26 protein-coding genes and 1 pseudogene are annotated in these 23,314 nt (G+C 68.5%); 11 read left to right on the top strand and 16 right to left on the bottom strand.

From position 1 onward, the window contains the following. Positions 1 to 327 precede the first annotated feature (327 nt). From MELE44368_RS04010 to MELE44368_RS04000, 3 genes are all read right to left on the bottom strand, one after another. The gene (locus MELE44368_RS04010) at positions 328 to 1,029 is read right to left on the bottom strand and encodes a TMEM165/GDT1 family protein (protein WP_128107301.1); all 702 of its coding nucleotides are present in this window, start codon (positions 1,027 to 1,029) and stop codon (positions 328 to 330) included. Positions 1,030 to 1,301: 272 nt separating this feature from the next. Further along, positions 1,302 to 1,835: a peptidase gene (locus tag MELE44368_RS04005; protein ID WP_128107300.1), complete on the bottom strand. Its 534-nt coding sequence runs from the start codon at positions 1,833 to 1,835 to the stop codon at positions 1,302 to 1,304. A 70-nt stretch (positions 1,836 to 1,905) separates the two neighbouring features. Then, positions 1,906 to 2,187: a S24/S26 family peptidase gene (locus tag MELE44368_RS04000; protein WP_128107299.1), complete on the bottom strand. Its 282-nt coding sequence runs from the start codon at positions 2,185 to 2,187 to the stop codon at positions 1,906 to 1,908. 86 nt (positions 2,188 to 2,273) lie between these two features. Here MELE44368_RS04000 and sodN point away from each other — a divergent pair, with 86 nt between their 5' ends. Next, positions 2,274 to 2,696, top strand: coding sequence for a superoxide dismutase, Ni (gene sodN, locus MELE44368_RS03995; RefSeq protein WP_046754420.1), 423 nt, complete (start codon positions 2,274 to 2,276; stop codon positions 2,694 to 2,696). Positions 2,697 to 2,772: 76 nt separating this feature from the next. Here the strand turns inward: sodN and MELE44368_RS26540 are convergent, their stop codons facing one another. After that, positions 2,773 to 2,931, bottom strand: coding sequence for a hypothetical protein (locus MELE44368_RS26540; RefSeq protein WP_164890022.1), 159 nt, complete (start codon positions 2,929 to 2,931; stop codon positions 2,773 to 2,775). 378 nt (positions 2,932 to 3,309) lie between these two features. Between MELE44368_RS26540 and MELE44368_RS03990 the strand changes: the two genes are divergently transcribed. After that, positions 3,310 to 4,329, top strand: coding sequence for a DUF4328 domain-containing protein (locus MELE44368_RS03990; protein ID WP_128107298.1), 1,020 nt, complete (start codon positions 3,310 to 3,312; stop codon positions 4,327 to 4,329). Next, a complete protein-coding gene (locus MELE44368_RS03985) occupies positions 4,326 to 5,174 on the top strand; it encodes a glycerophosphodiester phosphodiesterase (protein WP_128107297.1) in 849 nt (282 codons plus the stop codon). Before MELE44368_RS03990 ends, MELE44368_RS03985 begins: the two co-directional genes overlap by 4 nt. Positions 5,175 to 5,185: 11 nt before the next feature. Here the strand turns inward: MELE44368_RS03985 and MELE44368_RS03980 are convergent, their stop codons facing one another. From MELE44368_RS03980 to MELE44368_RS03970, 3 genes are all read right to left on the bottom strand, one after another. Further along, positions 5,186 to 6,400, bottom strand: a complete 1,215-nt coding sequence (locus MELE44368_RS03980) for an LCP family protein (protein WP_128107337.1) — start codon at positions 6,398 to 6,400, stop codon at positions 5,186 to 5,188. 91 nt (positions 6,401 to 6,491) lie between these two features. Continuing rightward, complete coding sequence (locus tag MELE44368_RS03975; protein WP_128107296.1) at positions 6,492 to 7,259, bottom strand: CPBP family intramembrane glutamic endopeptidase; 768 nt, start codon at positions 7,257 to 7,259, stop codon at positions 6,492 to 6,494. Between the two features lie 31 nt (positions 7,260 to 7,290). Continuing rightward, the gene (locus MELE44368_RS03970; protein ID WP_128107295.1) at positions 7,291 to 8,085 is read right to left on the bottom strand and encodes a DUF2470 domain-containing protein; all 795 of its coding nucleotides are present in this window, start codon (positions 8,083 to 8,085) and stop codon (positions 7,291 to 7,293) included. A gap of 106 nt (positions 8,086 to 8,191) precedes the next feature. Between MELE44368_RS03970 and pheA the strand changes: the two genes are divergently transcribed. Further along, positions 8,192 to 9,118, top strand: coding sequence for a prephenate dehydratase (gene pheA, locus MELE44368_RS03965; RefSeq protein ID WP_128107294.1), 927 nt, complete (start codon positions 8,192 to 8,194; stop codon positions 9,116 to 9,118). Further along, complete coding sequence (locus MELE44368_RS03960) at positions 9,115 to 9,807, top strand: histidine phosphatase family protein (RefSeq protein WP_128107293.1); 693 nt, start codon at positions 9,115 to 9,117, stop codon at positions 9,805 to 9,807. The genes pheA and MELE44368_RS03960 overlap by 4 nt, the downstream gene beginning before the upstream one ends. On the opposite strand, the gene MELE44368_RS03955 is transcribed toward MELE44368_RS03960, so the two are convergent. The 3 genes from MELE44368_RS03955 to MELE44368_RS03945 are packed head-to-tail and all read right to left on the bottom strand — an operon-like array spanning position 9,787 to position 11,813. Beyond that, the gene (locus tag MELE44368_RS03955; RefSeq protein WP_128107292.1) at positions 9,787 to 9,984 is read right to left on the bottom strand and encodes a hypothetical protein; all 198 of its coding nucleotides are present in this window, start codon (positions 9,982 to 9,984) and stop codon (positions 9,787 to 9,789) included. The two genes, MELE44368_RS03960 and MELE44368_RS03955, sit on opposite strands and share 21 nt — an antisense overlap. Before the next feature lie 49 nt (positions 9,985 to 10,033). Next, entirely contained in the window at positions 10,034 to 10,384 is a 351-nt protein-coding gene (locus MELE44368_RS03950) for a metallopeptidase family protein (protein ID WP_164890021.1), read from the bottom strand. Positions 10,385 to 10,388: 4 nt separating this feature from the next. Then, positions 10,389 to 11,813 carry a septum formation family protein gene (locus MELE44368_RS03945; RefSeq protein ID WP_128107291.1) on the bottom strand — a complete coding sequence of 475 codons (1,425 nt, stop codon included), beginning with the start codon at positions 11,811 to 11,813 and terminating at the stop codon, positions 10,389 to 10,391. A gap of 212 nt (positions 11,814 to 12,025) precedes the next feature. Between MELE44368_RS03945 and serS the strand changes: the two genes are divergently transcribed. From serS to MELE44368_RS26975, 3 genes are read left to right on the top strand one after another with little or no spacing between them, the layout of a single operon-like run. Further along, positions 12,026 to 13,285, top strand: coding sequence for a serine--tRNA ligase (gene serS, locus MELE44368_RS03940; RefSeq protein WP_128107290.1), 1,260 nt, complete (start codon positions 12,026 to 12,028; stop codon positions 13,283 to 13,285). Positions 13,286 to 13,297: 12 nt separating this feature from the next. After that, a complete protein-coding gene (locus tag MELE44368_RS03935) occupies positions 13,298 to 13,984 on the top strand; it encodes an AfsR/SARP family transcriptional regulator (protein WP_241566468.1) in 687 nt (228 codons plus the stop codon). Next, the gene (locus MELE44368_RS26975; RefSeq protein ID WP_241566467.1) at positions 13,981 to 14,352 is read left to right on the top strand and encodes a hypothetical protein; all 372 of its coding nucleotides are present in this window, start codon (positions 13,981 to 13,983) and stop codon (positions 14,350 to 14,352) included. Before MELE44368_RS03935 ends, MELE44368_RS26975 begins: the two co-directional genes overlap by 4 nt. 11 nt (positions 14,353 to 14,363) lie before the next feature. On the opposite strand, the gene MELE44368_RS03930 is transcribed toward MELE44368_RS26975, so the two are convergent. The 3 genes from MELE44368_RS03930 to MELE44368_RS03920 all read right to left on the bottom strand — a co-directional run bounded on the left by MELE44368_RS03930 (position 14,364) and on the right by MELE44368_RS03920 (position 17,035). Beyond that, complete coding sequence (locus MELE44368_RS03930) at positions 14,364 to 15,047, bottom strand: hemerythrin domain-containing protein (RefSeq protein ID WP_128107289.1); 684 nt, start codon at positions 15,045 to 15,047, stop codon at positions 14,364 to 14,366. 99 nt (positions 15,048 to 15,146) lie between these two features. Next, positions 15,147 to 15,479 (bottom strand): hypothetical protein, encoded by a 333-nt coding sequence (locus tag MELE44368_RS03925; RefSeq protein ID WP_128107288.1) that lies wholly within the window; start codon positions 15,477 to 15,479, stop codon positions 15,147 to 15,149. Continuing rightward, entirely contained in the window at positions 15,476 to 17,035 is a 1,560-nt protein-coding gene (locus tag MELE44368_RS03920) for an MBL fold metallo-hydrolase (RefSeq protein WP_128107287.1), read from the bottom strand. Before MELE44368_RS03920 ends, MELE44368_RS03925 begins: the two co-directional genes overlap by 4 nt. Before the next feature lie 94 nt (positions 17,036 to 17,129). On the opposite strand from MELE44368_RS03920, the gene MELE44368_RS03915 reads away from it, so the two are divergent. Genes MELE44368_RS03915 through MELE44368_RS03905 form a run of 3 tightly spaced genes read left to right on the top strand, consistent with a single transcriptional unit; the run spans position 17,130 to position 19,488 of the window. Beyond that, positions 17,130 to 17,906, top strand: coding sequence for a lysophospholipid acyltransferase family protein (locus MELE44368_RS03915; protein WP_128107286.1), 777 nt, complete (start codon positions 17,130 to 17,132; stop codon positions 17,904 to 17,906). A gap of 5 nt (positions 17,907 to 17,911) precedes the next feature. Then, the gene (locus tag MELE44368_RS03910) at positions 17,912 to 18,670 is read left to right on the top strand and encodes a lysophospholipid acyltransferase family protein (protein WP_128107285.1); all 759 of its coding nucleotides are present in this window, start codon (positions 17,912 to 17,914) and stop codon (positions 18,668 to 18,670) included. Next, complete coding sequence (locus MELE44368_RS03905; RefSeq protein WP_128107284.1) at positions 18,670 to 19,488, top strand: HAD family hydrolase; 819 nt, start codon at positions 18,670 to 18,672, stop codon at positions 19,486 to 19,488. The genes MELE44368_RS03910 and MELE44368_RS03905 overlap by 1 nt, the downstream gene beginning before the upstream one ends. A 121-nt stretch (positions 19,489 to 19,609) precedes the next feature. Here the strand turns inward: MELE44368_RS03905 and gjpA are convergent. From gjpA to MELE44368_RS03890, 3 genes and pseudogenes are all read right to left on the bottom strand, one after another. After that, positions 19,610 to 20,128, bottom strand: a pseudogene (gjpA, locus tag MELE44368_RS03900) (outer membrane porin GjpA); the annotation flags it as partial. Between the two features lie 395 nt (positions 20,129 to 20,523). Beyond that, complete coding sequence (locus MELE44368_RS03895; RefSeq protein WP_128107282.1) at positions 20,524 to 22,155, bottom strand: N-acetylmuramoyl-L-alanine amidase; 1,632 nt, start codon at positions 22,153 to 22,155, stop codon at positions 20,524 to 20,526. 128 nt (positions 22,156 to 22,283) lie between these two features. Further along, the gene (locus MELE44368_RS03890) at positions 22,284 to 23,195 is read right to left on the bottom strand and encodes a hypothetical protein (RefSeq protein ID WP_128107281.1); all 912 of its coding nucleotides are present in this window, start codon (positions 23,193 to 23,195) and stop codon (positions 22,284 to 22,286) included. Positions 23,196 to 23,314: the final 119 nt, after the last annotated feature.

Here is a 23,314-nt window from a genome sequence, read left to right as displayed (position 1 = left end):
TATGACCTCCACATGCGTAGACGAGCGGGTGTTGGCGGCGTATTTGCTGATCATCGTAGCCAGTGTTGTGCTGACAACCAAGTGCAAACCGCTTAAAAGTTGACCCACCTTGTCGTTGTCGATAGCCGCCACGGGCGGTGGCGACCCTTGTAGGGTATGCCTACCGCGCCGGCCTGTGGGGCGTTCTGGCAAATAATAACGCTCGCGTCGTATTCAATTTGCCAGCGTGTTCGGCTTCGGAACCTCAGTAGTGGCGCTAAACCTCACTGGCAACGCCCATCACGCCCATGCCGCAAGCCGAGAACGTTTGCTAGTAAGGCAAGCTTATTAAAGTTTCGCTATCGGCGTACCCGACGCGGTCGGCGCCGCCCGGTTTCGCACCACTCCGACGGCCAGGGCGAGGGCGGCGACGGCGGCCAGGGATCCGGTCGCCGTCACCGCGACCCACCTCATCCCGAGGGCCGCGTCGAACAGGATCCACACGCCGAACGACAAAAACAGCACACTTGCGAGGTTGTGCAGGAGCCGCACCGGCAATCGTCTGTGCAGTAACGCGCCGGCCGCGATCGCCACGCCGTCGGCGCCCACCATGCCGACCGTCGCACCGATCCACACCCCGATCCAGTGGTGATCGCTCGCCAGGGCCACCGTGGCGAGCATGGTCTTGTCGCCCAGTTCCGCGAGGACGAAGGACGAGACGATCGCGGGAACGACGAACCGCGTCTCGGCGACGCGCACGTCACCGTCGTCACCGTCGTCGCCGGTGCGCCCGGAACGCCACGTCCACACGGCGAACAGCAGGAAGGCGATGGCCGCGGCGAACGCGATCGGACGGTCGGGCAGCGTCAACCCGAGGAAATGGCCGATGGTCACCGAGAGGCCGTGCACGAGCATCGCCGCCAGACCGATGCCCGAGAGCACCACCCACCACCGATGGCGCAGCGCGTAGGTCATGGCGATCAGCTGCGACTTGTCGCCCAGTTCGGCGACGAACACCACGGCGAGGCTGATGACTATCGCGGTGAGCATGAGATCGACCTTCCGACGCGTCGCCGACAGGCCGAGTGCTCAGTGGCCCGTCAGCTCCGGTCGAAGGTCTCGCCCACCGCCACTCGGTCGAGTCGCGGTTCGCGGGCCGGGCTTGCGCCAGTGTGTCGACCCGTCGATTGGGGGCTACTCCCCTTCGCTGACGTGACCGACCCTAGCCGCGTTGTGCGCGGGGCGCCACCCGGCGCGATGATTTCGGGTACCCGAAACAAGCGTTCAGGCTGGCGACTTGAAGCTTCGAACTTCGAAAAGGCTTACGCCGCAAGCAGCATCGCCAGAATGGCGGTGTCGGGATGGCTGATCGGGTCGACACCGACGCGGCTCACCATCGACGTGACCGTGCCGTCCGCCTCGGCTTCGACCCACGCGGCGCGATGTTCCAGGCCGAGATGCGGAAGCCCGGGTAGCAGGACGCACCCTGACGCGGCGCCCGTGCACTCCGGCAGTGACGGCGTGGTCTCCGACGGCGGATGCAGCAGCAGCAGCGCCGGGGGCTGTTGCTGTGCGAAATGCCCTGGCGCGACCGCTGAGTCGCCGACCACCGTGCCTTCGGCGACGACGAGGCCGACGGTGTAGGGCTCGGGTTCCTCGGGTAGCTCTTCACGAGCCCCGAAAACCGTTGTGGTGGCCAACAAGCCGGGCAGCGACGCGACCCGTACCGCCAACGTCAGAAGCTGGGCCCATTCTTTGGTGGAGTCCGGCCAACGACCCGAGATGACGAAGCCCTTGAGCGTGCCTCGTGAGTGAAACGGGGCGATTCCGATCGCCCGACCGGAGCTTCTTTCCATCTTGCCTCCGCGCCTTCGTTATTGGCTCAGGATGCGGTGCAAACGCTTGGCACACAAGACGACACGAGTGCTAACCGCCGACTTTGCGCCGCCGGACCGTCCACACCACGCGGTAGGAATCGGCCGCGGGCACCCAGCCGAACTCGCGCGAGTCCATCGCCCCCGGCATGCCGGGGTTGTCGGACCGGGCCTCGAAAGTCGCGCTGCGACCGGATCCGCGCACCTCGCCGACCCGTTTGACGAGCCATCGGGAGGACAGCGTTGGGTCGCGGAACACCCGCAGCTGCCCGGTGCGCGGCCTCGGGCAGCGCAGTCCGAGCAGCCCGTCGCCGGGCGACAGCGTGGGCAGCATCGAATCCTCGACGACAGCGAATCGTCGTAGCGGCCAACTACAGAGTGGATGGTTGCGGCCCACTCCCGAAGGGTAAGTTAGGAGCCATGCTGCATCGACTGTTCGCCAACGCAACCCCTGCCCATGCCCACTGCGATCTGTACTGCGGCGTCTACGACCCCGCGCAGGCCAAGATCGAGGCGCTCTCGTGTCTGAAGACGATTCAGAAGTACCACGACTCAGACGATGAGCACTTCCGCACCCGCTGCATCATCATCAAGGAGCGCCAGGCCGAGGAGGTCAAGCATCACCTGATGGTGCTGTGGGCCGACTTCTTCGCCAAGGAGCACTTCGAGCAGTTCCCGAACCTGCATCAGCTGTTCTGGGACGGCGTGCACGGCGCCGGCGACGTGAAGAAATCGCTCGATGTCGCCGTGGCCGAGAAGTTGATCAAGACGATCGACGAGATCGCCGACATCTTCTGGCAGACCGACAAGGGCAAGCAGATGGGTGTCTACCCGCCCGCCTGATCGCGTCCACTCCATCCACACCAGAGCCGCCGGAACAGATCGAACGTCCGGCGGCTCTTTCGTGTCAGGTTTGCGTTCAGAACAGCACGATGAGGGCGAGGATGCCCAGCAGCACCAGGGCGATCACGCCGGCGCGCACGCATGCCACCAACTGCGCGCGGTTGTAGACGTTCGAGGAGGACTGCCATTCAGACGGCGGTACCGCGGATCCCGGACCCATCGGATATGACCCCATCAAGTACTCCTGACCTGCACGTTCGCTAGTTCTGCTCAGTGAGCCCTGTCACAGGCGCGCCGTTGTGACGCCGATCATAGCCGCTGGATTCGGCGACGCGAAAATCAGTCGCCGGCATGCCGGGCGGGGCATCCTCCGCCCAGATCAGCGTTAGGTCGGCTATCGATTTCGCTCGGACCCGTGGACTGCTTGCGTGAAGGCGTCCAGGTTATCCACAGTGATCTTCAGTGACCGCACAGATTGAGCGGCTCACAGCGGTTCCAGCTGATCATGGCCTGTGGATGAACCTGTGGAAATTGTGGATAGCCCCAAATTGCTGACGTCGCCGAGCCGGGCTGTACCTGCGGGCCCGCGTCTCGGCGTCGCTAGGCTGGTCGGATGATCCAGGTGTGTTCCCAGTGCGGAACGCGGTGGAACGTGCGCGACCGGCGCCGGGAATGGTGCCCGCGCTGCAACGGTGCCCTTCTCGCGCCGACCGGGTCCGGACCGGGCAGCGAGTGGAGCGCGTCGGCCGTGGCCGCCCCGGCGCGCTCGTCGGCGCGGGCGACACCGCCGCGGTTGCCGCCGGGCTATCGATGGATCGCCGTGCGTCCTGGCGCCCCGCCGCCCCCGCGGCGCGGGCCCAGACCGCTCGGCCCCACCCCGCGCTACACGGCCATCCCACGGTGGGGGTTGACCGAGCATTTCGACGCCGTCGATCAGCAGCCGTCGGCGCCGCGCACCGGTCCCGCGCCGGAGAAGGTGCGTACCCTCCTCCTCGCGACCATGATCACGCTGGGCGCTGCCGCGTTCATCCACCTGGTGCGCTATGCGCTGTTGATCATCAACCGCAGCATGCTGCTCAACCCGTGGATCGCCGGGTCGGCGACGTGGTTGGGGGTCGGCATCAGCGTGATCGCGATGTTCCTGGTCTTCGCCAGCATCGTGGTCCTGGCCAACTGGCTGGTCGCCCGGCGGGCTGCCGCGTTCGCCCACCGCGGGCACGTCGATCCCCGTCCGGGTTGGGCGCTGCGCGCGGGTTGCCTGGTGCCGCTGGTCAACCTGGCGTGGGCGCCGGTGTTCGTGCTCGAACTCGCGGGTGTCGAGGAGCGGTTGACCTGGCTGCGCCGGCCTGTGGTGGCGTGGTGGCTGGTGTGGCTGGCCAGCTACGTCGTATCGATCTGGTCGATCGTGACCAGCTTCGCCCAGGACGCCCAGGGCATCGCCGACAACACCGTGACGACCACCGTCGCATACCTGTTGGCCTTGGCGGCATTCTTGTTGGCGTTCAAGGTCTTCGAAGGCTTCGAACGACAACCGGTGGAGCGCCCGACCAAACGCTGGGTGATGGTGTCGGAGCCCGAAGCCGTTGCGGCGGTGGAGGCCTCGGAGCAGGACCCGGCTACCGTATCCGTATGACCTCGGCCGAAGGGGGAGCCGCGTCGGCGGGTTCCGCACCAGAGCCCGGCGGCCACCCGTTTGTCGTCGCCCACCGCGGCGCCTCGGCCGACCGGCCCGAGCACACCCTGGCGGCCTACCAGCTTGCGCTGGAAGAGGGCGCCGACGGAGTCGAGTGCGACGTGCGGCTCACCCGCGACGGTCACCTGGTGTGCCTGCACGACCGCAAGGTCGACCGCACGTCGAACGGCACCGGGGTCGTCAGCGAGATGACGTTGGCGCAGTTACGGGAACTCGACTACGGCTCATGGCATCCCAGCGGGCGCCGGAACACCGGCCACGCTCAGACCGGTTTGTTGACCCTCGAGGAGCTGGTGACGCTGGTGCTGGACTGGAACCGTCCGGTCAAGCTCTTCATCGAGACCAAACACCCGGTCCGCTACGGCGCGCTCGTCGAGAGCAAGGTGCTGGCGTTGTTGCACCGTTTCGGCATCGCATCACCCGCATCCGCGGATCTGGCCAGGGCGGTGGTGATGTCGTTCTCGGCGGCCGCGGTGTGGCGGATCCGGCGAGCGGCGCCGATGCTTCCGACGGTGCTGCTCGGCGACACCTCGCGCTTTCTGGGCGGCAGCGCCGCGACCACGGTCGGGGCCACCGCCGTCGGGCCGTCGATCATGACGCTGCGTCAGCATCCCGAGCTCGTCGATCGCGCTGCCGCACAGGGTAGGGCGATGTACTGCTGGACCGTCGACCATTTCGAGGACGTCGGTTACTGCCGCGACCTCGGGGTGGGGTGGGTGGCCACCAACCATCCGGGTCGTACCAAGACCTGGCTGCAGGACGGGCTGACCGGCGCCGGTCGTTAGCCGCAGCGGGCTCATGGCTGCGCGTCGAGGACAGCTTGGGGCACCGGGGAATCGGAGCGGAGTGCGTCGAAGAGTTGGTCGGCGGCGTCGCTGTCCCACACCACCACCGAGCCCGACGCACTGCCGGTGAACTCGCCGATCGGCACGGTCAGGGTGGAGACGTCTCCGCGCATCGCCCACGCCAGCCGCGCAAGGTCCCAGATGTGCGCGCCCTGATCGACGGCGACGGCCTTGCTCAGCGCCTCGGCCATCGGTTGCCAGCGCAGTGGGTTGAGCAGCACGACGGGGCTGGCCGCACGGTGCAGCAGGGCGGCCATGAAGGCACGCTGGCGCAACATCCGGTCCAGATCGGCGCGAGGCGTCGCGCGGGTGCGGACGTATCCGAGCGCGCTGCGGCCGTCGAGCTTTTGGCATCCCGCCGGCAGGTTGACGCCCGCCAACGGGTCGTCCACCGGCTCGTCGAGGCACATCGTCACGCCACCGACGGCGTCGACCATCACGGCGAAGCCGTCGAACCCGATCTCGGCGTAATGATCGAGGCGCAACCCGGTGGCCTGTTCCACGGTCTGGACCAGCAGTGGCGCCCCGCCGAAAGTGAACGCCGCGTTGATCTTGTCGCTGCCGTAGCCGGGCACTTCGACGTAGGAGTCCCGGGGAATGGACACCAACGTGGTCTCGGTGCTCGACCAGAGCGCGGGGACGTGCAGGAGCAGGATGGTGTCGGTGCGCCCGTCGCCGAGGTCCCCGCCGGTGGCCAGGTCGGCCTGCTGCTCGGGCGTCAGGTTCTGGCGGCTGTCAGATCCGACGAGCAGCCAGGTGGTGCCCGCCCCGGCGGCGGGCCGGCCGGGGTAGTCGGACAGCGCCGGGATGCGCTGCAGTGAGCGATCCAGCCATACCCCGGTGGCCACCACCGCGACGACCGCCACCAGCAGGCACGCCATCAATATGCGGCCCCAATGTCGTTGGCGGCGTGGCTTTTTCGCTTTCGGCGGGGCGGGTGGCGGCTGACGCACGACGGGCGGCGCTTTACGCGGCGGTGGCGGCGTGCGCGGCGGTGGTGGTCTGCGGGGCGGTGGGCGGCGCGGGGGAGGCGCCTGGCGCGGGGGAGGCGGTGGGGGCCTGCGCTGCGGCGTCGGCGGATGGGGTGGCCTGCGGGGCGGCGGGTGGGGTGGTCCCGGTGGCGGGGGTGGTGGCGGCGGCCGGTAGGCGGGATCTCGGCGGATCACCTGTGACGGCTCTCGACGGACCCGGGGGTCTTTGCCCCCGGGCGGTCGCGGCTCGTTCACACAAAGAAATCTACGTGGTGACCGCAGGTTTTCATTGCAGCCAGCTCAGGTGGTCCGCGGCGACCGCGTACCCGACGAACGCCACGGCGTCGATCAGCGCGTGCGCGATGATCAGCGGCCACAGCCGTCCGGTGCGCAGATACACGTAACCGAACACCAGACCCATCGCGAGGTTGCCGAGCCCGGCGCCGAAGCCCTGGTAGAGGTGATACAGCCCGCGCAAGGCGCTCGAGGCGAGTACGGCGACCACCGGGCTGACCCGTAGTTGCCGCAACCGGGTGAGCAGGAAGCCGACCACGATCACTTCCTCGGCCCAGCCGTTGGCGAAGGACATCAGCAGCAACACCGGGATCCGCCACCACGTGTCGTATAGCTCGGCCGGCTCCACCGAAGCGTTGAGACCGAGGGTGCGGGCGATCTGATAGAGCGCCAGGCCCGGAACGCCGATCAGTGCCGCAAGACCGATGCCGCCGAGCACATCCGGCCGCCACCGCGGCAGGCCGAGGCCGATTCGCTCGGGACCCAAACCGCTGCGCCACAGTAGATATACGCCCAGCGCGCCCCACGCCAGCAGCTGGAACACGCCGGCCAGGTTGAGGCCGAAGTCGATCAGGTCGAACTGCGAGCGCCTCGGGTTGAGCGCGACGACCTGACCGGCCAGGCCGAGCAGTACCGATTCGATGAGGCGCAGCACCGCGGCGTAGGCCGAGAGAACGAACGTGACGGCCAGTACGACGCCGACCTCGATGCGCAGCGCCCGTCGCTGCGGTGCGCTGAGTTCGTCTGCGCCGCCGGTCACCGCAGATACGGTACCGGCGGTGGTTTCGACGTCAGGCCCGGCGCGCGCGCAACCCGTTGAGGAACGGGCAGCCCATCAGCACCCTGATCGCCTGGCTCAGCCCGGTGACGTCGTCGACCGGCTTGGCGAACGGAAGCCGCACGTCGTGGTCGCCCTCGTCGTTCTCCACGCGCAGCCGCACGCCGTACCGGTCCAGTCCCAGGGGGCGCACGCGCCCGCGCCGCATCGACATCGGCAGCCGGCTGGCCAGCCGGTCCACCACGTCGCGGTGCGCGGACTCCAGGTGCTGAAGCCAGCAGGACTCCATGGCGCAGAACGGATCCGGCTGGGCCGCCAGCAGTTCGCTCACGCCGATCGATTCGGCGCCGGTCGAGTCCGCGGCCACCACGGAGTCGACCTCCAGCCGCAGCAGGGCGTAGCGGAGGTCGTCGTCGTCGCGGGGCGGGCCGGCGTTCACCTGAAGCAGCGCCGGGCTGGGATCCTCCGATGCGATCACGTCGAGCAGCGGTGCCACCGCCGCTTCGGGAACGTGGTGTAGGCGACCGCGGATCCACACCAGTGAGCGCACCGGCTCACGCAGCGGCAGCGGCGCGTAGTCCGTCATCTCCAGCATGGCGGGCACCCCGGTGGGCTCCGAGGTGCTCACCTTGCCGGCCAGCGGACCGCCGCGCGGGACGGTGACCGCGAACGAGCCGTCGGGAAGCAGGTGATGGACGGGACTTTCGGCGGGGTCGATGCCTTCGACCGCGAGCATCACGCCCCTTGCCTTGGCGCATGCGCTGCGGATCCGCTCGGCCGTCGTCGGTGCAATGGCGGTGGTCCCCATGGCCCTCCTAAGATTAGGTGAGCCTAACTTAACTAGGCCGTTGGTGTTGCGCAAGGCCTACGTGCAGCGGAACGGGATTACCGACGTGAACCGATAGGGTTGACCCGTGCCACGCATCGCTTATCTCGGACCCGAGGGAACCTTCACCGAGGTGGCGCTGCGCAAGATGGCGGCCAGCGGCATGGTCCCCGGCCAGGCGACGTCCGCCGACGTGACCCCGGTGGCGTACGAAAGCGCGGCGGCCGCGCTGGCCGCGGTCCGCTCCGGCGACGCCGAGTTCGCGTGCGTGCCGATCGAGAACTCGATCGAGGGCGCGGTGCTGCCGACCCTCGACAGCCTCGCCGCCGGCACCCCGCTGCAGATCTTCGCCGAACTCAGCCTGGACGTGGCGTTCACGATCGTCGTCCGGCACGGCACGACGGCCGCGGACGTGGCCACCGTCGCCGCGTTTCCGGTCGCCGCGGCGCAGGTGCGCCAGTGGCTGGCGGCCAACCTGCCCGATGCCAAGCTGGTGCCCGCCTACTCGAACGCCGCGGCCGCGCACGAAGTCGCCGAGGGCCGCGCCGACGCCGGGGTGAGCACGGCGCTGGCCGCTGAACGCTGCGGGTTGGCGGCGTTGGCCGCCGACGTCGTCGACGAGGTCAGCGCCCGCACCCGGTTCGTCCTGGTGGGATCGCCCGCGGCGCCGCCGGAACGCACCGGGGCCGACCGCACCTCAGTGGTGCTTCGTCTCGACAACGTGCCCGGCGCGCTGGTGGCGGCGCTGACCGAGTTCGCCGTGCGCGACATCGACCTCACCCGCATCGAATCACGGCCCACCCGAACGGAGTTGGGCAATTATGTGTTCTTCCTCGATTGCGTCGGGCACATCGACGACGCGGCGGTCGCCGAGGCACTAAAGGCGTTGCACAGACGTTGTGCTGATGTGCGTTATCTGGGCTCCTGGCCGACGGGATCGGCCGTCGGCGCGGTGCCGCCGCAACTGGACGAGGCATCGCGCTGGCTGACGCGACTTCGGGAGGGCAAGCAGTGAGTGGGCGGTTGGTGTTGGTCCGGCACGGGCAGTCACATGCCAACGTCGAACGGCGACTCGACACCCGCCCGCCAGGCGCCGAGCTGACCGATTTGGGGCGCAACCAGGCGCGCACGTTCGCCAGGCGCTCGGTTTCGGCCCAGCGGCCCGCGCTGCTGGCGCATTCCGAGGCCGTGCGGGCGACACAGACCGCCCACGAGATCGCCGGCGAGCTCCGGCTGGAGGCCTACGAGTTCGAGGGCATCCACGAAGTCCAGGTCGGTGACCTCGAGAACCGCAACGACGACGAGGCCATCACCGAGTTCGAGACCGTCTACCAGCAGTGGCATCAAGGCAACCTGAACGTGGCGATGCCCAACGGCGAATCGGGCCGCGACGTGCTGGACCGCTACCTGCCGACGATCACGGAACTGCGGCTGCGCCATCTCGACGACGACTCCTGGCACCACGACATCGTCGTCGTCAGCCACGGCGCGGCGATCCGGCTGGTGTCGGCGGTGCTGGCCGGCGTGGACAGCAGCTTCGCGCTGGACCACCACCTCGGCAACGCGGAAGCGATCGTGTTGGCGCCGATCACCGACGGCCGCTGGAGCTGCGTGCAGTGGGGCGCACGGATTCCGCCGTTCTATCCGGAGCCCGACGTGCGGCCGGTCGAGGACGCGCTGCAGTCAGCCGACCCGATGGGCTGACACCACCACCACGGCGCAGGCGCAGCCGACTGCCTCGCAGTCGATCCGAAACGTGTGCACCACCTCCGGCGCCGCGCAGTCCGGTTCGGTGCATTCGGCACGATCGGCCGCGTGGTGGATGACGGTGCCGTGGCAGTGTTCGAGACCGGCGCGGCAGTCGCGGCAGTCACTGCTCATGGCCCGTTCATAGCACTGCGCGGCGACAATTCGGGGATGCCGCGCCCGCTCAGCTCCAACCCAGTTCGTGCAGGCGCTCGTCGTCGATGCCGAAGTGGTGCGCGATCTCGTGGATCACCGTGATCGCCACCTCCTCGACCACCTGTTCCTCGGTGTCGCAACTGTCCAGCAGCGACCCGCGGTAGATGGTGATGGTGTCCGGTAGCGAGCCGGCGTACCAGGAGTCGCGCTCGGTCAGCGCGATGCCCTGGTAGAGGCCGAGGAGATGGGGCTCCTCGTCGTTGCGGTCCTCGACGAGCACGACGACGTTGTCGATCGCCTCCGCGAGCTTCGGCGGGATGAGATCGAGCGCCTCCGAGACCAACTCGTCGAACCGTTGCGGGCTCATCGGCACGGCCACGTGGTTACTGCCCCGGTGGCGGCGGCACAGGTGCAGGTGCGGGTGGCACAGGTGCCGGGGCGGGCGGCGGCGGAGGCGCCGGTGCCGGCGGCGGTGGCAGCACGCCTGGCGGCGGCGGTGGGGGCGGAACACCAGGCGGTGGCGGCGGGGCATCGGGCGGCGGCGGGGGTCCGTTGAGGAAGGTGTTGCCCGGTTGCTCCGGCTCGGTGGCCTCCTCCGAAGTCCCCTCGGTGCCGGCCTGCCTGCCGTGCTGGGTCGAGTCGGTGGTGGCGCTGCTGCCGCCGCCGTGCGTGGTGCCGCTGCTGCTTCCGCTGCTACTGCTGCTTCCGCTGCCGCTATAGGACTGGTCGCTGGTCACCGCCGACGAGCTGGTCTCGGGCATCGGGATCGGCGGGAAGTTGAGCCGCTCCTGGGGGATGTCGGGCGGCGGGATCGGTGGCTGGCCGTTGATCAGCAGCGGTCCCTTGGCGCTGTTGAGCAGTGTCGACCATCCCCCGTTGCCGAGCGTGGCCCCGATGCTGCAGGACACCTGCTTGCTGCCCGCCGACCAACTCGGCAGCGAGATCGTGCTGTAGATCAACGTCAGCGTGGTGCTGCGCAGCTCGATGGGCGCCAGGTACTCGTCGGTCATCCGGGTGCAGGCGTCTTTGATGAAGGCGTCCTGCTCGGGCTCGGGCGGAAGCGCGTCGGGGAACTTCTCGGCCAGGTTGACCGCCCCCGTCACCTCCATGGCGTGCGGGGCCGCGCAGTCGACGGGAACGTCGGTCGGCTGGTTGGTCGACGGATCGATCCCCAGGCAGGTGCCCGCAGGCCAGACCTTGGACTGGTCGATCTCGGCGACCTTGCCCTTGAACGGCAGCTGCTGATTGTTGGGACCGGGCAGCTGCAGACCGCACAGCATCCGGCGTTCGCCCTGGTTACGCCACGCCCGGTCGCCGGACCACAGCATGCTCACCGTGAACCGGCTGTTCGGGTCGTAGTTGGCGCCGAGGTAGCGCCGCACCGACGTCGAGCACTGCTCCTGGCTGATCTGCTGGATCCGCGTCGGCGACGGCGGCTCGGCGTCGGGGCCGTACTCGCGGCCCGGGTAGGTGCGCATGTCCACCGACTGCGCCACCTCGAAGCGGTGTTCGTCCTTGCAGTCGACGATCTCGGCGGCGTCCGGCGTGCGATCCGGCCAGTTCAGGCAGTCGCCGGCCTTGGCGTGCTCGAAGGTCTCGTTGCCGCGGGGGCCCAGCGAGATCGTGCTGGCGGTCAGGCCTGCGGTGCCCTCACGCTGCGGTACCGCGATGATCAGACCCGCGACGAGCAGCGCACCCAGCGCGGTCAGCAGGAGACCGCGGCGCGTCGGCGTGGCATGCAGGCTGTGCCACCACGCCACCCGCTGCGGCCGCTCGTCGCGTTCGGGTTCGTCCAACATCTGCTCCATTGTGACAGGCGTGTCGGGGACTGCGACAAGTGATGCGTTTGTAAAGTTATGTGGTTGTGGCTGCGCCGGGCGCGCCGCGACTTCTACACCAGGGTCGTTGCCGTCGCCGCAGCACAGCCCCGCGGCAGAAATCGGCACACCGGGCGCCCTGGCTCGACCTCGAGACGACCTCGAGATGCCCGATGCCGCCGGCCGAAAGTAGTGTGACGCCCGTGATCGACCTCAAGCTGCTGCGCGAAAACCCGGATGTCGTCCGCGCCTCGCAGCGCGCCCGTGGCGAGGATCCGGGGCTCGTCGACGCGCTTCTCGAGTCCGACGCCGCACGCCGGGCCGCGGTCACAGCGGCGGACAACCTGCGTGCCGAGCAGAAAGCCGCCAGCAAGAAGGTGGGTAAGGCCTCACCGGAGGAGCGGCCCGCGCTGCTCGAAGAGGCCAAGAGCCTCGCGGAGAAGGTCAAGGCCGCCGAAGCCGCGCAGGCCGAGGCTGAAAAGGCGTTCACCGCAGCGCATATGGCGATCGCCAACGTGGTCATCGACGGTGTGCCCGCCGGCGGTGAAGACGACTTCGTCGTGCTGGAAACGGTCGGCGAACCGCGCGCCATCGACGATCCCAAGGACCACGTCGAACTCGGTGAGTCGCTGGGGCTGATCGATCTGGAGCGCGGCGCCAAGGTGTCCGGGGCGCGGTTCTACTTCCTGACCGGCGCGGGTGCGCTACTGCAACTCGGTCTCATGCAGCTCGCGGCGCGGCTGGCCACCGACAACGGCTTCACGCTGATGATCCCGCCGGTGCTCGTCCGACCCGAGGTGATGGCGGGCACCGGGTTCCTCGGCGCTCACAGCGAAGAGGTGTACCGCATCGACTCCGACGACCTTTACCTGGTCGGCACTTCCGAGGTCCCGTTGGCCGGCTACCACGCCGACGAGATCCTCGACCTGTCCGGCGGCCCGCTGCGCTACGCCGGCTGGTCGTCGTGCTTCCGCCGGGAAGCGGGCAGTCACGGCAAGGACACCCGCGGCATCATCCGCGTGCATCAGTTCGACAAGGTCGAGGGTTTCGTCTACTGCACCCCTGATCAGGCCGAGGCCGAACACGACCGGCTGCTCGGCTGGCAGCGCGAAATGCTGGCCAAGATCGACGTGCCCTACCGCGTGATCGACATCGCCGCCGGGGATCTGGGGATGTCGGCGGCCCGCAAGTACGACTGTGAGGCGTGGCTTCCCACGCAGCAGACCTATCGCGAGTTGACCTCCACCTCGAACTGCACGACCTTTCAGGCCCGCCGGCTGGCGGTGCGTTACCGCGACGAGAACGGCAAGCCGCAGATCGCCGCGACGCTCAACGGCACGTTGGCCACCACCCGCTGGCTGGTGGCGATCCTGGAGAACCATCAGCAGCCCGACGGCAGCGTGCGCGTTCCCGAAGCGCTGGTGCCGTTCGTCGGCACCGAGGTGCTTGAGCCGAAAAAGTAACGCGGCCAGTCGATGTCCGCGCCCGTGCGCCTCGCCGTGCTCGGCCCGATGCGGGCGCGGATCGCAGACCAGCAAGTCGACCTCGGTGGACGACGCCAACGCGCGCTGCTGGCTCGGTTGGTCTTGGCGAGAGGCCAGGTGGTGTCGGTTGACCGGCTCGCCGACGACCTGTGGTCCGGTGAGCCACCGCCGAAAGCGCTTGCCGCGCTCCAGGTTTACGTGTCCCACCTGCGCAAGGCACTGGAACCCGACAGGCGCCGCCGCACGCCCGCGACCGTGATCGTGAGCGCGGCACCGGGATACTGCTTGAAGCTGCCCGTCGAGCACGTCGACGCGTGGCACTTCGAAGCCAGGCTGGCCGAGGCTCAGCAGGAACAACAAGCTCAGCGCCGTCTCGCTCTCCTCGAGGACGCCGTCATGTTGTGGGGTGGTGACCCGTTCCTCGACGTGCGCGACGCGCTGTGGGCCAGTGCGGAGGTCGCGCGGCTCGAGGAACTGCATCTCGGCGCCCTCGAGGCCATTGCGCAAGCCCGCCTCGCGCTCGGACACGACAGCCAAGTGATCGCGACGATGCAGCGCCACGTCGACCAGCATCCCGGCCGGGAGAGCGCCGCGTGTCTGCTTGCGACCGCGCTGCACCGGACGGGAAACCAGGCGGCTGCCCTGGATGTGCTGCGTGGCGTCAGGCGGCCCGGTTGATCACGGCTGAGGGTTGGCACGCGATCGGTACGGTGCCCGTCGGCGTGCGAGATGTCCTGCGGCGCAGGTTGGCCCGGCTGCCGGGTCCGACGGTGACGGCACTGCGGCAGGCAGCCGTGCTCGGACGCGAGATCGACGTCGACGTGCTGGCAGAACTCAGCGGCCGCGACGCCGATGATCTGCTCGACGCGCTGGAACCCGCAATGCTGGCCGGGCTGCTCGACGAGCCGGGGCCGTCGCGGGTCCGGTTCACGCACGCGCTGATCCGCGACACCCTCTACGAGGACACGTCGCTACTGCGCCGCACCCGCCTGCACGCGTCGGCGCTGGCGTTGCTCCGCCGCTGGCGGCCGACGCGGCACGCCTGATCGGTTGAGGCTCATCCGAACACGGCGCGTTCGATGCGGCGGTGTCGAACCGACAACAATGCGAAGAGCACACGCAACAGCGGATTGATGGTGGCGCCCAATCGGATCCACTCTTCTTCGGTCATGACCGCCAGATGCCGCGGCGCGTCGAACGACATCCGGCCGCGCTTCTGCGCCGCCTTTTCGACGCCTTCCCAGTCCGAGAACGACACGTGCGCGGTGATCACCGGGAAGATCTCACGCTCCTCCTCGACGATGTGCTCGCCGATCAACGTGTGCAGGTCGCTCAACTCGGCCAACGGCCTGGCCGTCGCGGCATCGCCGTCCGAGATGCGAAACGCCGCGGCCCGCGCACGCAACTGAGCCAATCGCGGATCCAGCGCCGCGTGGTCTTCGGTCAACTCGGTCAGGTCGACGTGGCTGCCCGCGCTGGCCTCGATCACCGGCCAGGCCACCTGATCCTCGGTGCTGTGGTGGTGGTGGATCGACTCGCACAGCAGATCCACGTAACGGCTGACGGCACGTGCCCGAGCCGGTGTGCAGTGCCGGCGGCCACTTGCGATCGCCGCCACGACAGCGGCAATGCGCCCGCAATCCCTGACCATCGCGCGGTGCGAAAGCCTGATACCGGTCAGGTCCGGTTCCGGGTCGCCCGCTCGGCGCGGGGTGACGGTCGGCCGGGTCGTCGAACTCATGGGGCACGCTCCTTCGTCGGTTGATCGAGTGCTGCGACGACAGTGACCGGCGGCGCTTAAGAACGACTTAAAGCCGACTTGGCGTAGCTGGAGCGAAGATTAGTGGGCGAGCAGTTCGTCGAGCATCGAGGTGAACTGCTCGGGATCGGAAGGCGTGAAGGCGGGCCGCCACCGGTTGTCTGTCACGTCGAGGGTGATCAGGGTCTTCTTCAGCGGCCGGCCCACGTCCAGCGGTAGCCAACGGCGCAGGTCCGAGCTGCCCCAGATACGGAACCGGTGGAGCCAGTTCAGCGGTGTCGCGGTGTAGTCGCGAATCGACGACAGCGGGATCACCTTCGACGTACCGGAGGGAAAGTGATAGCGGCGCAACGTGATCGCCTCGCGATCCAGTTGGATCAGGCCGTCGTCGTAGTACTGTCGCGGCGCGCTCACAGTTTCTTGCACCGCAGCTCGTGGCCCTTGCTGGTCAGGCACCGACCGTTCTCGAGGTTCCACTGCCACCCGTGCAGGTTGCAGGTCAGCGTGGCACCCTCCACCACCCCGAACTTCGACAGGTCGGCCTTCAGGTGGGGGCAACGGCGCTGAATCTCCCAGCCGTCCAACGTGATCGTCGCCGTGTCGTCGTGGGCTTCGGCGAACCAGCCGTCGGCGTAGGCGATGCGCTCGTCGGTCAGGCACTTGAAGAACGTGTACAGGTACTCGTTGTAGCCACCGACCCGCCACGCCTTGAACCGCGTCGACAGGAAGATGGTGTTGACCCAGTCCGGCTCGTTGTCGCGCAGCACAGTGCGCACCAGCTCTGGGGCGATCTCGAAACCGTAGCGAAACTTCTCATCCGGAATCGGTTCGCGTACCGCGCGTTTGGGGAAGTCGAGCACGACGGTCTCGGAATGCTCGCGGCCCCGCAGCCGAAGCTCGACGGGGTAGCCGATACCGTCGCAGATCTGGTCGCTTTGGATCATGATCGGCTCGAACACCGCGCGCAACGGCTCCAGCAGCGACTCACCGGCCGCGGGCGCCCAGCTCGCTTTCTCGGCGGCCAGCACCGGCGCCATCCGCTCGGCGTAGTCGGCGATGTAGGCCGCCTTACCGGTGAAGATGGCCTGCACCTCGTCATCGGGAAGCGGGTGGGTGAGCGAATTCAGTTGCGAGCCGGTGAAATCCGCCATCGACCCGGGAATCATCAGCAATCCGCCATCGTGACCGTGCGCGCGCATCTGCTCGAGGAACACGATCTGGTCGGGAAAGATGTTGGTCGGATCCCCCGCATCGTCGTTGAGGTGGCGCAACTCGGGATCCAAAAAGCACGGCGGGCCCGCGGACGGAATCACCCAGGGAGCCCCCACCTGCGCGATGTACTGCCGGCAGCGGTCCATCTGCCGCTGGCGCTTTTGGATGCCGAACGCCTCTTTGGCGCGCGCGGGCATCTCGTAGACCATCGGGTACCAGATCGCCCCGGAGTACTGCAGCATGTGCACGTCGACCTGGCCGAAGTCGGCGTGCACCACGTCCAGGTCGACCGGGCGGGCGTCGTTCATGTTGAAGCAGACCGTTTCGCCGTCGTCGACCACCAGCCCGGAGTCGCCGATCGGCCCGTCGGCCGGGGCCCGCAGCGCGATGATCATCACCTCGAGGTCGCCCTTGGGGCCGCTGACGCGGTGCTTGACCGAGTCGGTGGTCTCGAAGAACCGGTGAAAGCCGACCTTCTCGAGTTCGCGCCGCAGGTCCGGCACCGGGAAGTCCGGCAGCAACACCACCGCGTCCTTGTTCACGTGCTCGCGCAGATTCCTCGGATCGAAGTGGTCGGCGTGCAGGTGCGAGACGTAGAGGTAGTCACAGTCGCCGATGGCGGACCAGTCCAGCGCGCTGTTGTCGGGGAACGGGAACCATGACGCGAAGTATGCCGGGTTCAGCCAGGGGTCGCACAGAATGCTTCCGGCCTTGGTGTCGATGCGGAAACCCGCATGCCCGACGCTTGTGACCTGCACTAACGCCCTTTCCCCTCGATGATGGTGACCTTTCGAGCTTAACGGGAGCAGACGGCAGAAGTCGCACCCGCGCGGGCGCACTACGCTGGCGGCTGTGGAACCGGTATACGGCACAGTCATCCAACTCGCGCGGCTGGTGTGGCGTGCGCAGGGGTTGACGTTCACCGTCACCGGCCTGGAGAACCTGCCGGCCAGCGGCGGGGCGGTGGTGGCCGTCAACCACACGAGCTACTTCGATTTCACGTTCGCCGGGCTGCCCGCCTATCGGCAGGGCCTCGGGCGCAAGGTGCGGTTCATGGCCAAGAAAGAGGTCTTCGACCACAAGATCGGCGGACCGCTGATGCGCAGCCTGGGCCATATCGAGGTGGACCGCAACAGCGGCGCCGAGTCGTTCGACATGGCCTGCCAGAAGCTGAAGGACGGGGAGCTGGTCGGGGTCTACCCGGAGGCCACCATCAGCCGCAGCTTCGAGATCAAGGAGCTCAAGTCGGGTGCGGCCCGCATGGCGATCGCCTGCGACGTGCCGATCGTGCCGCACATCATCTGGGGCGCCCAGCGCATCTGGACCAAGGGCCACCCGAAGAACCTGCGGCGCCCGAAGGTGCCCATCGCGGTCGCGGTCGGCGAGCCGATCTACCCAACGCTGCCCGCCGCCGAGCTGACCGCGTTGCTGCGCTCACGAATGCAGCATCTGCTGGAGCGCGTGCAGGACGAGTACGGCCCGCATCCGCCCGGCGAGTACTGGGTACCGCACCGGCTGGGCGGCGGGGCGCCCTCGCTGGCCGAGGCCAGCCGGATGGACGCCGAGGAGGCCGCCGAGAAGGCCTCGCGGCGTCAGGGCCCTCCCGACACGACGGGCGCGCCGGAGTAGCGTCGATGGAACCCGTATTCCGGACGCTTGAGGTTCTCGTCAAGGCGGCAGTAAGGGTCAACGGGATCCGCATCACCTACAACGGGCTCGAGCACATACCCGCTCACGACGGCGCGGTGATCGCCATCAACCACACCAGCTACATCGACTGGCTGCCGGCCGCCTTGGCCGCGCATTACCGCGGCAGGCGCCTGCGGTTCATGATCAAAGAGGAGATGCTGGACGTGAAAATCGTCAGCTTCCTCATCAGCCACACCGGCACCATTCCGGTGGACCGCCGTGCCGGCGCCGGCGCGTACGCGGTCGCGGTCGATCGGCTGCGCGCGGGCGAACTCGTGGGCGTGTATCCCGAAGCCACCATCAGCCGCAGCTTCGAGCTCAAGGAGTTCAAGACCGGCGCCGCCCGGATGGCCCGCGACGCCGACGTCCCGCTGATCCCGCTCATCGTCTGGGGTGCCCAGCGCATGTGGACCAAGGACCACCCAAGACAGTTGGGCCGCAGCAAGATCCCGATCATCGTCGAGGTCGGTGCGCCGCTGCGCGCCGCGGAGAGCATGGAGCAGACCCTGACAGAACTACGGGCGTCGATGAACGCGCTGCTGGACAAGGCGCAACGGCAGTACCCACATCCGCCCGGCGCGTTCTGGGTGCCGCGGCGGCTGGGCGGCAGCGCACCGACGCCGGAGGAGGCCAGGGCGCTCGACGAAGCCGAACTCGCGGAACGCGCCAGACGGCGCGCTGAGCGAGAAGCCAAGAGCCGCTGATGAACCGGCCCGCGATGATCGCCTCCGACGTGGACGGCACGTTACTGGACGACGACGAGAAGGTCACGCCGCGCACCCGCGCCGTCGTGCACGCGGCCGTCGAGGACGGGGCGCAGTTCGTGCTGGCGACCGGCCGTCCGCCGCGCTGGGTGCAGCCGGTCGTCGACGCGCTCGGGTTCGCGCCGATGACGGTGTGCGCCAACGGCGCAGTGATCTACGACCCGTCGACCGACCGGATCGTCTCCGCGCGAACGTTGTCCGCCGAACTGCTCGCCGAACTCGCCGACATCGCCACCCGGGCCATCCCGGGTGCCGGGCTGGCGGTCGAACGGGTGGGAAACAGCGCACACGACGCCGCGACGCCACAGTTCGTCAGCTCACCGGGCTACGAGCACGCCTGGCTCAACCCGGACAACACCGAGGTGTCGATGGAGGACCTGCTCAGCGCGCCGGCCATCAAGCTGCTCGTCCGCAAGGCCGGTGCCGACAGCGCCGACATGGCCGCCGTCCTGGCCGACGAAGTCCGCGACCTCGCCGACATCACCTACTCCACCAACAACGGCCTGATCGAGGTCATGCCGCTGGGCGTCAGCAAGGCGTCGGGGATCGACGAGGTGGCCCGGCCACCGGGGATCGCCGCCGACGAAGTGGTGACGTTCGGTGACATGCCCAACGACATTCCGATGCTGCAGTGGGCCGGGCTGGGGGTGGCCATGGCCCACGCCCACCCCGAAGCGCTGGCCGTCGCCGACGAGGTCACCTCGACCAACAACGAGGAGGGCGTGGCCCGCGTGCTGGAACGCTGGTGGCCCCAATAGGTTTCGGGCTAGACGAGCCAACACCGCCATCGACGCCGTCGGCGTCGATGGCGCGATCGAACTGATCTAGCGCGAAACGTAGTGGGCCCCCGCACCGCGAGGGCCCACTGGTCGGATAAAGCTACTCCTGCGAGCCGCTCGCGGAGTCCGTACCGTCGCCGCTGTCGGTGCTGCTCTCACCGGCGCCGGCCGTCTTCGACGTGGTGTCGACTGGCTCGCCAGTCATTGGGTCCACACCCGTGGAACCCGGGCTGAACAGCCCACCGAACTGGATGTTCAGGTTGTGCAGGGTGGTGCCCGGCGACAGCAGTCCCAGGTTGTTGAGCACCGGGACCAGGCCGTCGAGGTTCAAGTTGGCGCCGTTGAGTACCGCACCCACGATGTCGGCGGGGATGTTGATGACGCCCTGCATAGCGGTCGCGAAGTCTCCCGCGACCAGCGCGCTGACGATGCTGTGCACGCTGTTCACCACCGCCACCACGGGACTGATCACCGGGCCGGCAAACCCGAGCACGATGCCACTGACCGGGGAGGAGAGAACGTTGAGGAGTTCCTTGACCACCGCCACTGCCTGCGGCGGGGTACCCTCCCGCAGCAACTTGGGAATCGACTGCAACAGGATCGAGTGCCACCCGTCGAGCGATTCCTGACTCGGAAAAGGTTGATGCTGGCATCGATGCCGAGCAGGGTGGCGGCGGTGAACGCGGCCTGCACGTTGGCCACCATCTGCCCGAGGACCGTGCCGATGCTGCCCGGGTTCTTCAGCACCTCACTCAGGTAACCGGCCTGGTTCGCCAGGATCTGTTGCAGCAGCACGGCGGGGGCCTGGGAGAAGGTGTCGCCGATCTGGGTGGCACTGGCAGATGCCGTTTGGAACGCCTCCAGCCACGGCTGCAAGGGGTTGTAACTGGCCGCCATTGCACGGCAGCCGAGCTGACCGCAGGGGCCCGATCAAGAAGGGTTCGGCTTTGTCGCCCAGGCGTCAGGTGGCTCTCCCGAGGACGGCACCCGATGAAAGCGAGTCAATCGGATGACTCAGGTGGGGCTGATCGGACGGGTGAACCGCTCCAGCTGGGTAGGCGCATGGTCGACGTAGTTCGACGGCAGGTCGACCGCGATGCCGTCGACCACCCGCGTCACTCCGCCCGTCTCGCGGTCGAAGTTGAGCGTGCCGTGCTGGAAGTTCTGCACGATCCACAGCGGCTCGTGGATCTCGCCGCTGGTCGGCAGGCCCAGCGCTCCGCGCTCGAAGCCCAGCGACCCCCAGGCCTTGTAGATCTCCCCGGTGAGCGGCTGAGCGCCCGTGTCAGGCGACCAGTACATGGCGCCGCGTTCGAACGTCGCATACCGGATGCCGTCCTGCCCGGAGGCCTCCGGTGACGTCGGGTGGCCCAACGGGCTGTTGGGTCCGCCCATCGCCTCCCAGCGGGCGAAGATCGCACCGCCGCGCAGCATGTCCACCAGATCGGCGGGCCCCGGTGGACTGTTGAATCGCGCTGCGATCTCCCGGATCTGGTCCATCAGCGCGTAGGCCGCGTTGCCGGGGCACTCCGTGATGCCGACGTCGCGGTGGGTGAAGATCGCGGGCAGCGTCGGGGCGGACCCGAACGGGAACTTGGCGAACGAACTGCCGGCCGAGGCCAGCACCACGGTGCCCTTGGGGTCGATGTGGTCCATGCCCATGCGCCAACCCAGCAGGCGGCCCGTCGTGCCCAACTGGATCGGGGTGGGCGGAACCGCGTCGAAGTTGCCCATCATCGCCACGCCCCAGGTGTCGCGGTTGAACCCGCCGGTGTGGGCCCCCTCGACGGGCCGGGTGATGCCGCCGGCGCGACCCTCGAACACCTGGCCGTACTTGTCGACCAGCGCGTTGTACGCGATGTCGCACCAGCCCAACGTTCGGGTGTGGTACTCGTAGATCGACCGCACGATGCCGGCGGAGTCCTCGGGTGCGTACTCGTTGCTGCCCGCGGTGTGATGCACGATGCCGGCCCGGATTCCGTTGTCGTACCGCGGTTCTCCGCACCGCATCGATTCGTCGGCGCCCCACTGCGCCCGGTTGATGACGACCGGCGGCACGCCGGGGCTGTTCACCGCCGACGGCAGCGGCAGGTTGTCCACCGGGGCCTGCGGCGGGCTGATCAGCACCGCGTTGAGGTTCTGCCCGAACGGTTGCTCGACGTTGGCGGGCACATAACCCAACTCCGGGCGGTCCGCGTCGGCCACCTGCTCGGCCGGGGTGGGTGCGGCGCCCTGGGGTCGGGTGACCGCGATCTGCACCGTCGTGGTGCGCCCGACGAACACCGGTTCGGTGCCTCGCGGACCGGCGGCGTCGGGTCCGTCAGGGCCGACCCCCTCGAGGGGTTCGACGTCGTACCACGGCCCCCATGTGCCGTCGGCCTTCTTGGCCCGCACCCGCGCCGAGGTGCCGGTGAGATCGGATGCGGTGAGCGCGACCATCGCGAACGGCGTGTCCTGGTGGATCTCTCGGATCGTCTCGCCGCCGCCGAGATCGGTCAGCGGTTGCTGCGCCATCTTGGGCGCCTCGAGGGCGGGCGGGCGGTCGTCGTCGCCGCCGGGCAGGCCGTAGATCGCCATCGGCAGCATGACGGCTGTCGCCGCGACAGCGGTGAACAGCAACGACGGCACGGGACGGCGGCACGGCACAGACCGATGTTACGTAAGTGCCAGTTGTTACTAATGTTTCGACACGGCCTGATTGGCCGGAAAGTGACCGCCCTGCAACGGCACCGCAGAGCCGCGGCTGGGCTTCTGCGGTGCCGTTCGGGACAGGGTCAGGGCGTGGGGACCGGTGCGGGACCGGGACCCGGGACCGGCGGTGCCGGTGGCTTGACGGCCGACATGATCGCGGGCATCACCATGCCCTTGAGCAGATCGATCGCCTCTCCGGCGCCCAGCTGGTTGGCCATGCTGGTCAGGTCGCCGATGATGCCGCCGCTGGCCGGGGCGGTCGCCGGCATCGCCGCCAGGCTCGGGTCACCCAGGATTGGGTAGGTACCCGCGGCGGGGTCCAGCCCGATCGGCGCCGAGATCGGAACCTCGCTGGTCAGCCCGGTGGAGACCGGGGTGGCCAGCGCGGGATCGGTCAGGGCGGGCGGGGTCGACAGCCCGGGCGCGGTCAGATCCGGCGTGGTGAGGCCGGGCGTCGTGGCCGTCGGGCTGGTCAGTGCGCCCGGGTCGGTCAGCCCCGGCGTGGTGAGCGCGGGATTGGTCAACGACGGGTCGGCCAGCGCCGGGTCGGTGAGGGCCGGGCCGGTCGCCCCGGGCAGGCTCGCGCCGGGCACGGTCGCGCTGGGAACATCCAGGCTGGGCCCCGTGAGTCCCGGGGTGGTCAGCCCGGGTGTGGTCAGCCCGGGTGAGGTCAGCGCGGGCGACGTCAGTCCGGGTGAGGTCAGCCCGGGCGACGTCAGGGACGGCGGCGTGGTGGATCCGGTGCCAGTGAGCAGGCCCGTCGGCATCGGGGGCAGGTTGATGCCGAACTGCGACAGCCCCTGTGACAGGGCGGACATCAGCTCGCCGGGCAGGTCGGTGATCAACGCGGCCTGCACGAATTCACGATGCTGGGGCGCGGGTTCGGTGCTCGCGGCCAGATCGGTCACGGCGATGACTGCGGCTGGACTCGCGACTGCCAGGGCCACGACTGCGCTCGTGGCTGTGGAAAGCCTGCGTCGGCGGCGGTTCGGCACGGAAGTCTCCTCAATATATGGACTACGTCGGGTAGGTGATCTTGTGAACAACCCAGGTCTCGCGCTGTCGGCCGAGAACCGACGTGAACGACGTTACTGATGTGACTACTGAGGCAAAA

Origin of the sequence: Mycolicibacterium elephantis DSM 44368, assembly GCF_004014805.1 — a bacterium.
Lineage (GTDB): Bacteria > Actinomycetota > Actinomycetes > Mycobacteriales > Mycobacteriaceae > Mycobacterium > Mycobacterium elephantis.
The sequence above is the reverse complement of the archived record's forward strand: the minus strand, read 5'-3'. Positions and strand labels throughout refer to the sequence as shown.

What these genes read in the sequence shown, in the direction of transcription:
- MELE44368_RS03930 (WP_128107289.1), bottom strand. Translation starts at nt 15,047, where the DNA reads ATGAGTTCGACGACCCGGCCGACCGTCACCCCGCGCCGAGCGGGCGAC.
- MELE44368_RS03985 (WP_128107297.1), top strand. Translation starts at nt 4,326, where the DNA reads ATGACCTCGGCCGAAGGGGGAGCCGCGTCGGCGGGTTCCGCACCAGAG.
- MELE44368_RS03905 (WP_128107284.1), top strand. Translation starts at nt 18,670, where the DNA reads ATGAACCGGCCCGCGATGATCGCCTCCGACGTGGACGGCACGTTACTG.
- MELE44368_RS04000 (WP_128107299.1), bottom strand. Translation starts at nt 2,187, where the DNA reads ATGCTGCCCACGCTGTCGCCCGGCGACGGGCTGCTCGGACTGCGCTGC.
- MELE44368_RS03990 (WP_128107298.1), top strand. Translation starts at nt 3,310, where the DNA reads ATGATCCAGGTGTGTTCCCAGTGCGGAACGCGGTGGAACGTGCGCGAC.
- MELE44368_RS03910 (WP_128107285.1), top strand. Translation starts at nt 17,912, where the DNA reads ATGGAACCCGTATTCCGGACGCTTGAGGTTCTCGTCAAGGCGGCAGTA.
- MELE44368_RS04005 (WP_128107300.1), bottom strand. Translation starts at nt 1,835, where the DNA reads ATGGAAAGAAGCTCCGGTCGGGCGATCGGAATCGCCCCGTTTCACTCA.
- MELE44368_RS03955 (WP_128107292.1), bottom strand. Translation starts at nt 9,984, where the DNA reads ATGAGCAGTGACTGCCGCGACTGCCGCGCCGGTCTCGAACACTGCCAC.
- MELE44368_RS26540 (WP_164890022.1), bottom strand. Translation starts at nt 2,931, where the DNA reads ATGGGGTCATATCCGATGGGTCCGGGATCCGCGGTACCGCCGTCTGAA.
- MELE44368_RS04010 (WP_128107301.1), bottom strand. Translation starts at nt 1,029, where the DNA reads ATGCTCACCGCGATAGTCATCAGCCTCGCCGTGGTGTTCGTCGCCGAA.
- MELE44368_RS03935 (WP_241566468.1), top strand. Translation starts at nt 13,298, where the DNA reads ATGTCCGCGCCCGTGCGCCTCGCCGTGCTCGGCCCGATGCGGGCGCGG.
- MELE44368_RS03945 (WP_128107291.1), bottom strand. Translation starts at nt 11,813, where the DNA reads ATGGAGCAGATGTTGGACGAACCCGAACGCGACGAGCGGCCGCAGCGG.
- MELE44368_RS03970 (WP_128107295.1), bottom strand. Translation starts at nt 8,085, where the DNA reads ATGGGGACCACCGCCATTGCACCGACGACGGCCGAGCGGATCCGCAGC.
- sodN (WP_046754420.1), top strand. Translation starts at nt 2,274, where the DNA reads ATGCTGCATCGACTGTTCGCCAACGCAACCCCTGCCCATGCCCACTGC.